Below are 14,715 nucleotides of genomic sequence, written 5' to 3'. Positions count from 1 at the left end.
ATATGTGAACCACTCATATTCAGGGGGTGATCAACCAATAGGAGAATATCCCATGACCATCCTCGTAACTGGCGCTACCGGCAACATCGGCCGCAATGTCGTCGAACAGCTCGCAAAGCGTGGCGCCTCGGTGCGTGCCCTCGTTCGCGATCCCTCCAAGGCCAAATTTCCAGACGGTGTGGAGGTCGTCCAAGGCGACCTGCTCGACGTCGATTCCCTCCGGTCCGCCATGAAGGGCGTATCCACGCTGTTCCTACTGAACGGTGTCGTGGCCGACGAATATACCCAGGCGCTGATCGCGCTAAACGTGGCCCGCGAGGCCGGGATCGATAGGTTCGTCTACCTGTCCGTCATCCACAGCGACCGCTACGTGAACGTCCCGCACTTCGCAGGCAAGTTCGGTGTCGAGCGCATGATCGAACAGATGAAGCTCGGCGCCACCATCCTGCGCCCGGCCTACTACATGGACAACGAGATCACCATCAAGGACGTGGTCACCGGCTACGGCATCTACCCGATGCCGATCGGCGACAAGGGCCTCGCCATGATCGATGCACGCGACGTCGGTGAACTCGCCGCGATCGAACTGATCCGCCGTGAGCAATCGCCCACGTCCCTTCCGCTCGATTATATCAATGTGGTTGGGCCCGACACGCTCACCGGCGCATACGCAGCGGCGATCTGGTCGGATGTCCTCGGTCGCACGATCACCTTCCCCGGCAACGACACCGCCGGGTTCGAGCAGAACCTGCGCCAGTTCATGCCGAGCTGGATGGCCTTCGACATGCGCCTGATGGCCGAGCGGTTTCTGACCGAAGGCATGGTCCCGGGCACCGGCGACGTCGAGCGGCTGACCGTGCTGCTCGGCCGTCCGCTCCGCTCGTATCGCGACCACATCGCGCAGATCACGGCATAGCTCGCCGCGACGTCATCTAACAATCCAAGGAGAACTATCATGATCTATTCGACCGCCACCGTTCCGGTAAACCCGGAGGGGGAAACCAAACTCACTCGCGACCAGGCCTGGAAGGGTCTGGAGCTCAAGGCCCGCGACGCTCGCGAATTCTTGCCGCCCGGACTGTGCACGCGCTGCGACGTCGTCGAGGAGAGCGCGAACCACTTCGTGCGCGAGGCCACGATTGCCGGAGTAGACCTGCGGGAGATCATCGTGCTTGAGAAAGGAAGCAAGGTGACCTTTCTCCAGGCTACCGGTCCGCGCGAAGGTGCAATCATCAATGAGTTGTTCGTGGATGAGGCCGGAGCGCTCCAGCTCCGCTTCTACTGTTACACGGGCTTACGCGGGAAGAAGCCTCATGGCCCTGAGGAACAAGCCGAGCAGGCGCAGTTCGACAGCGAGGATAAGGGCTACAAAGCCGCCCTGTTATCGACACTAAAGCGCACCCGCGAGCTGCTCGCGGATGGGCGGCTCTGAGAGTTCACAAAATAAAGGGGGCTGTCTTAAGGGAGGCGCCCCCTTCGAGAAGGCACAGCCGCGCAAGTCAGATTCGCATAACACTCATTACGATAATAAGCCTACACAAAAGTTAGGCGAACGTTGTCTCTCAACTGGACTGCCTGTCACTCACTCAGGTGTGGCAAGCTCAACGCCACACCATTCGGCGATGAAAAGTGTCATCGCAGTAGTGATGCGCTTGAGAGACGCAATACTGACGCGCTCATCAAAGCCATGAATGTTTTGGGAGTAGGGGCCGTAGCATAGCGCGGGAATCTTGTCGTAGAGCGCATAAACCCTGGTATCGAGATAACCGGCAGTCATGAAGCTTTCGAGCTTCTTGCCAGTCGCCCCTAAATGAGCATCTGCGAGCACCTTTTCTGCCTCGGAGCCTGGCGGCAGTTCGTATCCTTCTGTGTGGAAGCCGTGGAAAGTGACTAATGGGGGAATGTTTGAAAGGAACGAGTCTTCCCGCGCGAATTTTGCAATTCGCTGCTCAATCTCAGCAGCTGCCTCCTTGGCACTGACGCCAGGATAGATCGAAACGCGGCAGCCGATTCGACACCATGCGGGAACGGACGACTCCCAGTCGCCGCCCTCAATTTTGCCGACGTTCAAATTAATAGGATGTTCTTCGTTTTCAAAGTTTGGACGCCCCGCTTTCCGAGCGTTCCATTCCGTTTCCAGTTTGCGGAGCTCACCAATGATGCGGTAAGCCGCGTCGATCGCATTGGCACCCGTGCCCATCTCGCGGACGTGGACGGGTAGACCCCGCACCTCCACCTGAAACCAAACAACACCTACGTTCGCTCGTACTAGCTTCTCGTCTTCTGGCTCTGGAATGAGAACGGCGTCGGCTTTGTAGCCGCGAAGATGCGTCATCAAAGCGCCGTTACCAGTCGATTCTTCCTCGACGACGGATTGAATATAGACGGTCGCAGCCGGCTGCAGCCCGATCCTGCGCAGCGCATCGAGAGCGTAAAGGTTCGCCGCGTGGCCCGCCTTCATGTCTGCGCCACCTCGGCCATAGAGCCAGTCGCCCTCAATCACCGGGTCGAAAGGTGGATGGGTCCACAAGCTCTCTGGTCCCGGCGGGACGACATCAACGTGGGCCTGCAAGATGAGGGACCGACCGGCTTCGTCGCGCGGGCGATGTGTTCCAACAACGATCGGGGCGCGTGAATGATCGTCTGAGAACGGGGAGCCGCCGGGATGCCGCCCGATGGCCTCACGGTCCATGTCGAAGCGCTCCATCGCGTATCCGCGATTACGCAACTCATTGAAAACGCGGTCCTGAATAACGAATTCGTCGCCGCGCACGGATTGCAGCCTGATGAGATCCTGCGTGTAGGCGATCTGCTCGGCAAATCCGTCTTCGACCGAAGCAATCAGTTTTTTGCGAAGCGTATCGTCGAGAACCATGGCTGCCATCCGGTGAGAGACAGCACATTTTGGTCCACGGCCCTTGTCTGTGTCAACACATGATGTAGAGTGTCACAACATGACACAAAACCCACTTGCCGGACGGCTGTCGGCAACGATCGCAGACAAGCCAGGCGTTCCCATCGTAAGAGCACTGGACCGGGGCATCGCGCTCCTCAAGGCCTTCCATATCGCACGACCTCGTCAAACCTTGACCGAACTGTCGGCAGCGGCCGATCTGGACAAAGGGACTGCGCGACGACTACTTCATACGCTTCAATGCAGCGGGTTGGTTGATCACGATCCCTCAAGCGGTCTGTATTCGCTCGGTGTTGGCGTGCTTGAGCTCGCATCCTCCGTGGAAAAGGGGAGGGAGCTGCGCGAGATTGCAGCGCCCTTACTGAGCGAGCTCAGCGAGACAACTGGAACCACTGCCTATCTCTGGGTTCATCATGAGGGCAGCGCCATCTGTGTCGAGCGCGTGCGAGCCTCAATTCCAAATGTCGATGCCGCCTGGTTCACTGTCGGATCAAGGGCGCCGCTTAACTGCGGGGCAGGGCCCCGCGCGTTGTTGGGCTTTATCTCACCGGAGGAGCGAGCCGTCGCCCTTTCGCTTGAGCTTGCGAAACGCACGCCGAAAAGCCAGACCAACATCAAAACCCTGAATGCCGAGGCCGTGCGAATTCAAAAGCAAGGCTGGGAGCTGGCCGTTGATGATTTCGTTGTAGGCCTGGCGGCATTGGGCGTGCCTGTCTTCGATCGCCAGGGACATCTAGCCGGAAGCATCAGCATCACGACATTGACTGCGCAGCTGGTCGAAGGTGCGAAGCCACGTCACCTTGACCTCATCAAGAAGGTCAGTGCTGAGATTGGCGCGAAGCTTTTTAGCCGCGACGCACGATGACCGACCGAGATAGCCCTTTAGTAAAGCTGAGTGAGGATCGAATGAACAGCGTTGAACTTGCACAAGCCTTGGTGCGATTTGATTCCCTCAACCCGCCCGGCAGAGAAAAGGATTGCGCAGGTTATATTGCCGATTTACTGCGGGATGCCGGCCTTGCCGTTACAGCTTACGAGTTCGCGCCGGGACGGCCGTCAATCCTCGCCAGGTTGTCTGGCACGGAGGCACTAAAGCCACTTGTCTTCACAGGCCACATTGATGTGGTGCCGCTTGGAGAAAAGCCGTGGTCGGCACCGCCGTTCGCGGCGGAGATTCGTGAGGGCAAGCTCATCGGGCGCGGCGCCAGCGATATGAAAGCTGGCGTCGCAGCCTTCATTGTTGCTGCGGTCGAAGCGACCAAGAAAGGCCGCTTGAAACGCGGCATCACGCTGGTCATCACCGCAGGTGAGGAGACGGGGTGCCAAGGAGCGTTCCACCTTGCACGCGAGGGTGCCCTTGGGGACGCAGAGCTATTGATCGTTGCGGAGCCGACGTCGAATCTTCCTATCATCGCGCATAAAGGCTCGGTCAGGCTGAGAATCACGGCCACAGGAAAGACAGCGCATTCTTCGATGCCTGAGCTGGGCGAAAACGCTGTGTATAAGGTTGCGAGCTGGGTCGGACTTATCGAAGCTCTGAAGTTTCCTGAGAACGAACACCCGTTGCTAGGGAGGACGACCGCCTCGGTCACCACGATCTTCGGCGGTCAAAACATCAACTCCGTTCCCGATTCGGCAGGCGTTACAGTCGATTTTCGCACAGTGCCCGGACATGACCATCAGGTGCTCATTGCAGACATCCAAGAGCGATTGGGAGCTGAAGCATCGATACAGCTGGTCACCGATTTCAAAGGGTTCGCGACTGCACCCGACGAGCCTGCGATTGAACCATTGATGGACATCCTGGCCGCTCGACTGGGCGCTCCCCCTGTGCCGGCCGGCGCTTCTTACTTCACCGATGCCTCTGCCTTGGTGCCGGGGTTTAACAATGTGCCAACCGTCGTCATCGGTCCCGGCGAAGCGGCGCAATGCCACCAAACCGATGAGTTCTGCTACGTCGAGCGAATTGATGAGGCATTCGACATCTACACTCAGCTTATAGACCGTATCTGCAGGTAACCTTTTGTGGGGAGGTAAGGGCCTCTCAAGCCGGCATCCCGCCTTGAGGCGCGCTGCGCTTCAAGAAAATCGGAATCGCATACATACATTATAGAATAAAAAACCTAGGCTAGCGACTAGCTGACCGTCGCCGGGTCCGTTCGATGCCATCGTTGATCTCGCCCCGGCACGCTTCAACAGCCAGTTCACGCAAGCGAAACTTGACCGGCCCCCGCTGTAAGAATTAGCGGATCGCTGCCCTAGTCAGTATTTGACGTCACCTTTCAGAGTGAGCGCAGAGACCCGTCCCGATGGGCGCAGATTATCAGACGAATGCCGGGGCGGTACCAGACGCACGATCTTGCGATGCCCAAATGCCATGTGGAAGTAATTGTCGTCGGGCAGGAATTCGTTGTCCGCGATTTCAATGAAGCGCGTCGTCGTGGCGGCTTGCAGGTCGAGAAAGAAACCGGCGGCGTCTTCACCAAGCACTGCGCCAATCTTCTGGTCAATCGCCGACGTCGGGGAGCAAAGAAAATGAAAGGCCTCTCGAGGTTGATCGGAGTCCTCGGCTGCGAACATTGCATGCACGGTGTCATGCGCCGCTGGCCCAAAGCGATAGCAGTGACCGGCGTCGAAGAACCGGTCGAGCATCTCGAACGCTCCGATTGAAAGCCCGGTATGCGGCGCGATGGTCACATTGCGCACCGCTTCGATCACCGGCGTCTTGCCGTCTCTCAGGCAACGCAAGGTCAGTTTGCCCGCGGCGGCCCGCGGCGTGTCATTGACGAGATGGAGGTAGAGCCCGTTGGTGCCTTCGTCAGTGATCGACAAGCGAAGTGGCAGCGAGGCGCGGCGCAGTGCGTAGAAGGCCGATTTCGGGCGGCCGTAGCAATCCAGCAGGCCCCAGCCTGCGCCGGGCTGTAGGTCGCGCCACAGCCATATCAGCGCGCCAGCGGTGGTGGAGGCCGGGCGGCGCCATTCGTCGATCGTCCGTTCGATGACTTCGGCTGTGATCGCGCGCGATAGCTGGCGCCAGCGCCCGGGTTCGCTGGAGCGCAGGCTGCGGCCGTCTTCGTTCCACAGCGCCAGAAGATAATGCTCGCGCACATCGTCGAAATCCCAAGACGCACCGCCATCTCGCGGGACGCCGGCGAGCCAGCGTTCCGGATTGCTGACAGGATCGAGCCGATGGTCAGCGAAGAGACGATCGTCCGGCAGGTTGGCGAAAGCGAGACACTCGGAGGCAAAGCGGACATTGGCGCGGCGCGCATCGTCGAGGGGCCGCAAATATGCGCCAACGCCGTAATAATGCGACGGGCCCGCTTCGGCTACGAAGGGCAGCACGCCGCCGGACGGCGACCCCGGCACATAGGCGACGTCACACCAGCCCGCCAAAACTTCGGGAATGACGGTTTCCGCCAGTGGTACGTCGCGCATCTGGCGCGGCAGGCCCATCATCGCAGCCTGCTGACCAACCTCACTGCCGCCTGATATCACGACCAATGATGGCGACGCACTCAAGCGGCTAACGACTGTCGTGATTTCGCTGCGGATGACTTCAGCAAAGGCCACATCCGACGGGTAATCAAAATTGGCCATCATGACGTCCTGCCAGACCATGATGCCGAGCCGGTCGCAGAGGCGGTGGAAACACGGGGTCTCATAGACCATGGTCCCGCTGAGACGGACCATGTTGAGGCCAGCATTTTGCACCAGGCCAAGGTCCCGCGCGTAGTCCGCCTCGGATGCCTGCAGGCTGACCACGTCGATCGGCGTCCAGCATGCGCCGCGGCAGAAAATGCGGACGCCGTTGACATGCAGGGTGAAGCCATTTCCGTCCGGCCCGCGGTCGACCGCGATCCGGCGAAATCCAACCTCGCCGACATCGATCCGGACGGCACCGATGTCGATGGTCACCGCATGGAGCGTCGGGCTACCATGGGTGTGAGGCCACCACAGCTCCACATCGGGGATCCGCAGTGTGCCCTGCCAACGCGCTGCACCGGCCGGCGGCGCGTCCGTATCGAGCGGCCTCAGCAGCGCCTCCGCCCCGGCGCAGTGCAGGACCGGCGTCACGCCTTTGGCCACTCCCGACAGATCGAGCGCGAGCGTCAGAACGCCTTCGGTGTCGTCGAGCCGGCTGCGCAGATCGAGATTGTCGGCGCGAACAATTCCCTCTTCGATCAGCAGCACAGACCGGTATGGGCCGGCCACATCGACGGGAGGGCACCATCCGGGCATGTGCCCGATCAGCGTGGTGCGCAGGAACCGCAGTCGTGGCTCCTCGATCATCATCGTCTTCCAGCGTGGCCGGGGGCCTTTCGTTCCTGCCAGCGCGCCGCGGAGGCTCCGGAAGGCGATATGCATCCAATGCTTACCGCCGAGCACAATCTCGGCCTCATACGGCTCGAACATCGAGCTCCCGGTCAGGATGAGTCTGCCATCGAGGAAAACCTCGGCGAATGTCGCGAGCCCCTCGAACCGCAGCTTGCGCTTGCCGTTTCCACTGATCTGGAGCCGGTACCAGACGTCCTTGTCATGCAGCGGCTGAGGGTCAATGAGGCTCCATTGCCCGAGCGCCCGCAGCGCGCCCGAGACCGTTCCAGGGACGATCGCGGGCAACCAGACGGCTTCACTCAACCCGCTGGGCTCTTGCCATGCCTGAGGGAGCGACAGCGCCAGTTCCCAGCCACGGTCGAGCGACTGAACCTTGCGTCCCGTCATGGCGCGGATGTCGGTCATGGCAATCAACAGGCCGATCAGGTCACAGAGAAATCATGCCGCGGCGCCGCGAACCGCGAAACCGTTCATGAGACTGTCGAGGGCGATATCGTAGTCGGTCGCGAGCTGGCGGATGGCATCCGCCACATCCGGAACCTTGCCGCGGGCTGAGGCACGGGCGAATTGAAACTGCATGATCTTGGTGCCGCCGGCGATCGCCTCCGCGGCCAGCCTGGCGCGCTCCAGCGCCGGGTCACCGTGCTCCTGCAACCACGCCAGATAGGTCGCGAGCAGTTCGAAATTCGCACCGGCCTGACGTAATGTACTGAAGGCGTAGGTGTGAAACCACTCAGGAGGCCGTTCAATCAGCCGGCCGATGTCGGCACCGATCACGTCGCCCCATGCAGTAAATGGATTCCGCGCCGGACGGCGACGCAGGTGCTGCGCCAGCAATGTGCGAGACATCTCGATCTGCCTATGGGCAGAAGACGCCGGACCGAACTTGATGAATTCGACGTAAGGGAAAAGCGGCAGGCCGTTGTCACGCACAGGCCGCAACAGCGCCTCGAAGTCTTCGCCTTCGAGACGGAAGTATCCGCCATTGTGAAAGTAATCGAGCCGGCGGTTGACCGAATCCAGGACGTTGACGCCGATGCTCGTTTTGCTGTGACTGTGACGATAGGTGATGCCGCGGGTATCCGGCAGGTAGTAAGAATCGACCTCGATCAGCGGCAGACGGCCCCGCGTCAACTGCACGCGCGCGTGATCTTCCAGCTGATCGAAGATCGCGAGCTCCAGAATCTCGATGCCGTACAACAGCGCGAGATCGGCGGCCGGGATCTTGAAAAAAGTGAACTGGTCGCCCTCGTAATCCTGGGCGACCGTGAAAGCCAGCGCGGCCCGGGGATCATGCCCGCGTCGGGCCAGTACTTCGATCAGCAGGTCGACGTAGCAGTTCGTCTCGGGCCAGTTGCGCGCGGGATCATGCAGCCCGTGACGCACATAGGTTGCGGGATCCAGTCCCTCGATGGCGCAGGCGGTTTGCAAGGCCTAGCCCCACAGCACGCGGCGGACATCCGCGGGCCACGCGTCGACCTTGGTGCCGTGGTGACGGAATAGCGCCAGCGCCGTCCGCTCCAGGCCGAAGCCGACGCAGGCCGAATGTGCGACTTCGCCGCCTGCGAAATGCATGCCCCACAGGCCGCCGAAATGGTTCTGATGATAGTTGAATGACAGACACGCGGTCGGATTTTCATCGCTGGCGACCGGGATCAGCAACTCAAATTTCAGACCTTGGTCGCGCTGGCTCGACGCCATGACGCGGCCAGTGCGCCCGAAGAAGGGATCGTTGGCCACATCGATAACGCAAGGCAGACCCAACGAAGCAATAAGCTTTTCGCCGCGCTCGAGCCAGGTGGCCCGGAAAGACGTCACTTCGTCGGCCGTGCCGATGCGGACGAATTCGCGCATCCGGAACAGCTGCATCCGCGCCGGATCCTTCGAGGGCTCATGGCGGAAGCAGTATGACTTGAGATCGAACAGCCGACCGCCTTCCGGCACCGGACCTTCCGCCGCGACAGTGGGATACAGCGGGTAGCAGGCAGCCGGCGTCAGCGCGACTTCCGTCGCATCCTGCATCTCGGTCCAGTCTTCGCCCCGCTCGATCATGCCGACGAACTTGGCATGGTCGGCGTTATCGCCCATGAAAGAGTGGACGCAGCCGGCCAATTGCGGAAAGCTCTTCAGGTAACCGGCTTTCACAAGATTCTTGCGCGGCATGCCCGGCGGAAAATGAATCCGCGTCGCCTGATCGCCGACCGCTATTTTCGTCACCGCGGCTTCGAACCCATCGATGACCTCTTCGAACACACCGGCGCGGCCATAGACGCCATCGACGCCGGTCCTGATCAGGATCGACTCGTCGAACAGGGCGTCGAGAAATGCTTCCGGACTTTGCACGGCTTTAACAGGCGCGTTCATCACCATCACTCCAGATCTGAGTCAAATCGGCTCGCGACCACGAGGCCAGCGGTGTTGGCGAGGATGCGATCGTTAGCCACCATCAGCGGCGCCGACAGCACATCCCTGAGATGGCGGCCGACCGAGAATGGACCGTCGTTGCGATAGCCGGCGATGCCCGTCACCATCAGCGCTTCACGTACGATGTTGACGGCCATAGTCGAAGCCATGACCTTGAGATTGTTCATTTCGATCGCGAAATTGATCGAGCTGAGATCGTCTTCATTGCGTTTCGCAGTCTCGAACCGCTCAATATGGGCGACGAGCGTGGACTTGAACGTCTGCAATTTGGCGGTGGCCTCGGCCAGTCGAGCAGCGCCTGGGAGCGGCCCCGCGAAATCGGACGGCACGCGCCGCGCCGTTGCTCGAACCGAGGCATGCGCGCGCGACAAAGCATCGGTCGCGATCCCGAACCAGACGCTCGCCCACAGAACATGCGCGGTGGCCAGCATGGATTGCACCGCGATCTCGTGGAACGGCTTCGGAAAGATCTGATCGGCTCCGGCTGTTGCCGTCAGCAGGAAACCCTCGGAGCAGGTGGCGCGCATGCCGAGCGTATTCCACTCAGCGGTGCGCTGAAGTTGGTAGTCGCTACGCCGCAGCGCGATCAGGACCTGATCGGACCCGATCGACGCCGGACCGCGCCGCGCGGTCGCCATGATGATATCGGCTTCCGCGGCATAGGACAGGACACTTGCCTGCTTTGTCAGCGAAACCCGATCACCCATCGTCTCGATCGCGCAATTCGATATCCGCAGATCGCCGCCGATACCAGCCTCCGTGGTCGACGACGCGATCAGTAGCTGCTTGACAGCTACATCGCGCATGAGGGCGCGATGATATTCGGTTTGCATCCCATGGGCGACCAGGCTCGATAGCTTGATCTGATGCATGGCGTAAATCATGCCGCTGGCGCCGCACGCGCCCGCGAGAATTGCGCAAAGATTGGCAATCTTGCGCAATTCCAATTCCTGGCCACCAAGGCTTCTAGGTACCATCAAGCCGAGCATCTTGTTACGACGAAGGGCTTCGAATGTCTGCGCCGGAAACGTCGCGGTTAGGTCCGCAAGAGCAGCATTTGGCGAAGCAACCTCGATGGCAACCCGCCGCATCGCGTCACGCCAGGACACGGCTTCGGGCACGTCAATGCCTTGCTTCACCGCGTTCGGGATCATGACCCTAGACTTTCTCAGAGACGAGCTGCTCGACAGCAGCAATCAACCCACCAAGCGTGGCGAATGTTTTGCGAGTCAGCAGGCTGTTGGGAAATTCGATATCGAATTCTTCCTCGATGGCCATCATCAGCTGAACCGAACCGAACGATGTCATGCCCGCATCGAACAGATTGTCCTGGTCGGATAAGCCATCGACCGGAACGGGAAGCAGGTTCAGCGATCCGACAATGGTGCGGACACGGTCACGCATGAAGTTTCTCCAACGCTACAAAAGGTCCATCGCTTCGCCAGGGACGCGAGCGGCTCATAGTGATATGGACGAGATATCAATCAAAGGTGGAGAGGATCGTAATAAGCCTCAAATGCAAAAGACCGTTCCGGCGTCAAGCTTAACGAAATGAAGATATAATCACGCAAAATGGACGATTTCGATAATCTGACGCCGACTACTGTGGTCGCGATTATTGGTCGGGTGGCTTCGAGCAACGGCGTCGATATTAGGATCAGCGGGTTCAGTCGATCGCGCGAGATAACCAGCCGCGATTAGCAAATAGTTAACTATCGGCGGTAACGTAACGCGCCGAGACGTTAATGATGGAACGCGATATCGAATGACACCTTCGTCGCCCCTGAGTTAAAGAAATTACCGTGTGCTAAGGCGGCTGCTTAGCAGCGACAATATCGATCTGTTGACGCCATTCGGTTGACGAACGGAAAGCTGTGATAGTCTCAAGATCATGACATCCCGATATGGCGCACCTGTAACGTTTGATACTTTCGGCGGCTTCTATCACGCCGGCAGCGCTGATCGATGCGGACGCAAGGCGGTGTTGTTGCTCGCGCCGATCGGATATGAGGAATTGTGTGCCCGCGCCACATGGGGGGCTTTGGCCGAGTATATTGCCGCCGCAGGTCATGCATGCCTCAGATTCGATTATCCCGGCACAGCAGATGCTATCGATCTCGTTGGTGAACCCGAAGGCCTCTCCGACTGGTTTGTTGCTGCCCGTCGGTGCGTTGCATTCTTGCGGGAATACAATCCAGGCACTGAACTCGTTCTGGTTGGACAAGGGCTTGGCGCTAGTCTGGCCGCCCAACTCGGAGCCGAATTATCCGACGTTGCAGCAACGGTCCTGATGGCGCCGGTCGTCAAAGGCCGCGTCTATCTTCGTGAACTTCAGGCCTGGTCGCGCATGCTGACCGATCGGATTGGTATCGAACCGGACCCTTCCGACAATGGCTATAGCGTCGCTGGTATTCCTCTGGCGAGCGGGCGTGCCGAAGCCATCAAAACTATCGATCTCACTCGGAAAACTGAGCCTCCCGCCGCACGGGTCCTTTTGGTTGAGCGCAATCAAATGTCCCGCGACAGCTCAATCGGCAACCACCTGAAGACGCTCGGAGCCAATGTTTCGTCCATCGACTACGAGGGGTATGAAAATATCCTGCAAAATCCAAGTTTGGCTGGTCCACAGCTCGGCACGCTGACACGTATCGCGTCATGGATCGACAATCTCGGGCATTCTCCAACCACGGGCACCGACTGCCCTGCCAAAGTGGTAGGTCCCGCGCGGCCAATCGTCGGACCTCACTATGACGAGTTACCGGTTCGGTTTGGGCCAGACGAGCGGCTCTTCGGAGTCCTCTGTCGGCCACTCGGTCGAAGGCCTTCAGCTATCGCAGTGCTCGCCAATTCGGGGCGCGACTATCACATCGGCTGGGGGCGCGCGGCAGTAGAACAAGCTCGCGCCCTCGCGGAGCGCGGGATCGCTTCGTTGAGAATGGACGCCGGCGGTATAGGCGACAGTGCGGCGTCGGCAGGCGCGCCGGCCGAAGTACTTTATTCGGAAGAGCAAACTGCTGACCTGCGTCACGCGATCGACTATGTAGAGAAGCTCGATGCCGGCCCGATCGCCTTGGTCGGACGCTGCAGTGGTGCTTACGCCGCATTCCAGGCTGCGGTGCAAGATGTGCGCGTTCGCAATGTCATCGCCATCAATATCATGCGTTTTGTCTGGGACCCACGGGAAACCGTCGCTGAAGCCTTGTTATCGGCCCATCGCACCATCGGCGGGTCTGTTGCGATGTTGTTTAGCAAGCGAAGCCTGAGACGACTACTGTCAGGCAATTTGCGCGTCAAAGCTCCGGTTATCTTTTTCTCCAAACGCCTTGTTCGAACTGTCTCATTGATAGTGAGCCACATCCCGGGCCGGGCCGGTCAGAAGCTTTACAGCGAGGGTCATCGCCGTTTCCAAATTCTCGAAAGTCGCGGCGTTCGTCTGGCGATGTTATTTTCGGAAGGAGATCACGCACTGGGCGAATTCCGCACGTATATGGGAAGAAGGGGCGCGCGGCTACGCCGCTATCCGAAGGCCTCGGTTTCGATAATCCCTGATGCCGACCACGATTTCACCCACTCGGCAGCGCGCGCGCGACTAACGAACGCCTTGTGCGGTGCGCTTGCGGCGCCTTCGTCACCGCCATCCCGCGAACAGCACCGTCAGGCTTTCAAGTTCCCCTCGAGATCTCTCTTGCGCCACTAATGTTTCTCGAATGCTTCGCAGTATCCTCGGCTCGAGGATCGTCATGGAAACGTGTCCATGTCGTTTGTCTACGTTCAATTGACGAAGCTTAACCCTATCGAACTTGTGGAGGAGGGCCATTATGTCTGACCCAGAGGTCAGCTCAAAACGGCTGGCACAATTTCCGGCGTTTGACGGCTTTCGTGGCGTGGCAGTGCTCGTTGTCGTCTTCAGCCACTTACCGCAAGTGGTTGACAGTGACATGTATAACATGGCCTGGAAGCTCAATCAGGCGCCCCGGGCAGCTTATGTGGTGCTGGACATTTTCTTCGCCGTCAGTGGCTTCTTTATTACCCGGCTATTGCTGCGGGAACGCGCCAAGACCGGCCGCATTTCGTTCTTTAATTTTTACGCTCGCCGCGCACTGCGAATTGTTCCGGTCTATTATATTACCGTGGGCTCTTGCTACTTCGTTTTTCATTTTGGGCCGTGGGATACGCTCAGTCTGCTGACCTACACATTTAATTTTTACCACCCATTTCATCCTGCGCCGCATCCGCTTGAACAAACCTGGTCGCTCTCCGTCGAGGAGCAGTTTTATTTCTTTTGGCCGCTATTGGTCCTGTTGGTGCCGCAGCGCCTGTTGAGCGTTGTTACAGGGCGTGTGGTTCCCGCTCTTGCAATCGTCAGTGGCCTCGTGATCGCTACAGGTTATGGTGGCCGGGATAACGTTTTGTCCGGCGATCTCGTTTACATGTCGATCTTTACACGCATGCTGTCACTATCGCTTGGCGGTTGGTTGGCAGTTCGCGAGTTTGAAAAACGCTCGCTGCGTGGACGGCATTGCGTGCTGTTTCTGGCGGTCGCGATCTTGCTACTGATTGCCGATCGGGTAGGCCGGAGCACTGACATCATCACCTCCCAAGCGGCGTATTGGACATTGGCTCTGGCGGCCTACGCGATGATCAGTGTATCGTTCGTCAGTACGATGGTTTTCGACGATGGTGTCGTGAAGCGTGGGCTGACCACGTTTCTGTCGATGCCGATCTTGCGCGGCTTCGGCCACATCTCCTACGCGATGTACGTTGTCCATCTCCCGGTGTTGTTCTTTTTGGGCCTGAACGATGGTGCGCTAAGCGGCAATAAAGCGCCACTGGCGCAGGTTGTCCTCGCCTTCGCCATTACCCTTGCACTTTCTGTTCTCTCGTATTTTGCTCTCGAGAGCCCGCTATCATCCTTCAAGGAAAACTTTGGCGGAGCGCCGGGCCAGCCTGCGGAGAGCCCCGTCGTCGAAGCGTTACCCACAGGGGCGCCGTCACATTGAAGACTGCGTCCCTGTCTTCGCGCCTGATACAGCAGACTG

The 14,715-nt window shown here is 59.3% G+C and carries 12 protein-coding genes; 6 read left to right on the top strand and 6 right to left on the bottom strand.

Going from position 1 to position 14,715, the window contains the following annotated elements:
- Window positions 1-52 precede the first annotated feature (52 nt).
- A complete protein-coding gene (locus AB8B20_RS13330) occupies window positions 53-916 on the top strand; it encodes an SDR family oxidoreductase (protein WP_439072846.1) in 864 nt (287 codons plus the stop codon).
- 39 nt (window positions 917-955) lie between these two features.
- Window positions 956-1,432: an SRPBCC family protein gene (locus AB8B20_RS13325; RefSeq protein WP_439072845.1), complete on the top strand. Its 477-nt coding sequence runs from the start codon at window positions 956-958 to the stop codon at window positions 1,430-1,432.
- Window positions 1,433-1,582: 150 nt separating this feature from the next.
- Here the strand turns inward: AB8B20_RS13325 and AB8B20_RS13320 are convergent, their stop codons facing one another.
- Window positions 1,583-2,875 carry an ArgE/DapE family deacylase gene (locus AB8B20_RS13320; RefSeq protein WP_184511675.1) on the bottom strand — a complete coding sequence of 431 codons (1,293 nt, stop codon included), beginning with the start codon at window positions 2,873-2,875 and terminating at the stop codon, window positions 1,583-1,585.
- 79 nt (window positions 2,876-2,954) lie between these two features.
- Here AB8B20_RS13320 and AB8B20_RS13315 point away from each other — a divergent pair, with 79 nt between their 5' ends.
- Together AB8B20_RS13315 and AB8B20_RS13310 are read left to right on the top strand one after the other, a co-directional pair.
- Window positions 2,955-3,779, top strand: coding sequence for an IclR family transcriptional regulator (locus tag AB8B20_RS13315; protein WP_439072844.1), 825 nt, complete (start codon window positions 2,955-2,957; stop codon window positions 3,777-3,779).
- A 41-nt stretch (window positions 3,780-3,820) separates the two neighbouring features.
- The gene (locus AB8B20_RS13310; RefSeq protein ID WP_439072843.1) at window positions 3,821-4,933 is read left to right on the top strand and encodes a M20 family metallopeptidase; all 1,113 of its coding nucleotides are present in this window, start codon (window positions 3,821-3,823) and stop codon (window positions 4,931-4,933) included.
- A gap of 243 nt (window positions 4,934-5,176) precedes the next feature.
- On the opposite strand, the gene AB8B20_RS13305 is transcribed toward AB8B20_RS13310, so the two are convergent.
- Genes AB8B20_RS13305 through AB8B20_RS13285 form a run of 5 tightly spaced genes read right to left on the bottom strand, consistent with a single transcriptional unit; the run spans window position 5,177 to window position 11,080 of the window.
- Entirely contained in the window at window positions 5,177-7,657 is a 2,481-nt protein-coding gene (locus AB8B20_RS13305) for a glycosyl hydrolase 2 galactose-binding domain-containing protein (RefSeq protein WP_439072842.1), read from the bottom strand.
- 33 nt (window positions 7,658-7,690) lie between these two features.
- Window positions 7,691-8,683, bottom strand: a complete 993-nt coding sequence (locus tag AB8B20_RS13300; protein ID WP_439072841.1) for a DUF1839 family protein — start codon at window positions 8,681-8,683, stop codon at window positions 7,691-7,693.
- A gap of 3 nt (window positions 8,684-8,686) precedes the next feature.
- Complete coding sequence (locus tag AB8B20_RS13295) at window positions 8,687-9,595, bottom strand: amino acid--[acyl-carrier-protein] ligase (RefSeq protein ID WP_439073075.1); 909 nt, start codon at window positions 9,593-9,595, stop codon at window positions 8,687-8,689.
- Between the two features lie 26 nt (window positions 9,596-9,621).
- Window positions 9,622-10,803 carry an acyl-CoA dehydrogenase family protein gene (locus AB8B20_RS13290; protein WP_439073074.1) on the bottom strand — a complete coding sequence of 394 codons (1,182 nt, stop codon included), beginning with the start codon at window positions 10,801-10,803 and terminating at the stop codon, window positions 9,622-9,624.
- Window positions 10,804-10,834: 31 nt separating this feature from the next.
- The gene (locus AB8B20_RS13285) at window positions 10,835-11,080 is read right to left on the bottom strand and encodes an acyl carrier protein (RefSeq protein ID WP_184511818.1); all 246 of its coding nucleotides are present in this window, start codon (window positions 11,078-11,080) and stop codon (window positions 10,835-10,837) included.
- A 487-nt stretch (window positions 11,081-11,567) separates the two neighbouring features.
- Here AB8B20_RS13285 and AB8B20_RS13280 point away from each other — a divergent pair, with 487 nt between their 5' ends.
- On the top strand, window positions 11,568-13,373 hold the full coding sequence (locus AB8B20_RS13280; RefSeq protein WP_439072840.1) for a serine aminopeptidase domain-containing protein: 1,806 nt from the start codon (window positions 11,568-11,570) through the stop codon (window positions 13,371-13,373).
- A gap of 121 nt (window positions 13,374-13,494) precedes the next feature.
- Window positions 13,495-14,676, top strand: a complete 1,182-nt coding sequence (locus AB8B20_RS13275; RefSeq protein ID WP_439072839.1) for an acyltransferase family protein — start codon at window positions 13,495-13,497, stop codon at window positions 14,674-14,676.
- Window positions 14,677-14,715 lie beyond the last annotated feature (39 nt).

Source organism: Tardiphaga sp. 866_E4_N1_4, from assembly GCF_052076075.1.
In the GTDB taxonomy this organism is placed as follows: domain Bacteria; phylum Pseudomonadota; class Alphaproteobacteria; order Rhizobiales; family Xanthobacteraceae; genus Tardiphaga; species Tardiphaga robiniae.
The sequence above is the reverse complement of the archived record's forward strand: the minus strand, read 5'-3'. Positions and strand labels throughout refer to the sequence as shown.

Coding starts and splice junctions, on each gene's coding strand:
- AB8B20_RS13330 (WP_439072846.1), top strand. CDS start 53: ATGACCATCCTCGTAACTGGCGCTACCGGCAACATCGGCCGCAATGTC.
- AB8B20_RS13325 (WP_439072845.1), top strand. CDS start 956: ATGATCTATTCGACCGCCACCGTTCCGGTAAACCCGGAGGGGGAAACC.
- AB8B20_RS13320 (WP_184511675.1), bottom strand. CDS start 2,875: ATGGTTCTCGACGATACGCTTCGCAAAAAACTGATTGCTTCGGTCGAA.
- AB8B20_RS13315 (WP_439072844.1), top strand. CDS start 2,955: ATGACACAAAACCCACTTGCCGGACGGCTGTCGGCAACGATCGCAGAC.
- AB8B20_RS13310 (WP_439072843.1), top strand. CDS start 3,821: ATGAACAGCGTTGAACTTGCACAAGCCTTGGTGCGATTTGATTCCCTC.
- AB8B20_RS13305 (WP_439072842.1), bottom strand. CDS start 7,657: ATGACCGACATCCGCGCCATGACGGGACGCAAGGTTCAGTCGCTCGAC.
- AB8B20_RS13285 (WP_184511818.1), bottom strand. CDS start 11,080: ATGCGTGACCGTGTCCGCACCATTGTCGGATCGCTGAACCTGCTTCCC.
- AB8B20_RS13280 (WP_439072840.1), top strand. CDS start 11,568: ATGACATCCCGATATGGCGCACCTGTAACGTTTGATACTTTCGGCGGC.
- AB8B20_RS13275 (WP_439072839.1), top strand. CDS start 13,495: ATGTCTGACCCAGAGGTCAGCTCAAAACGGCTGGCACAATTTCCGGCG.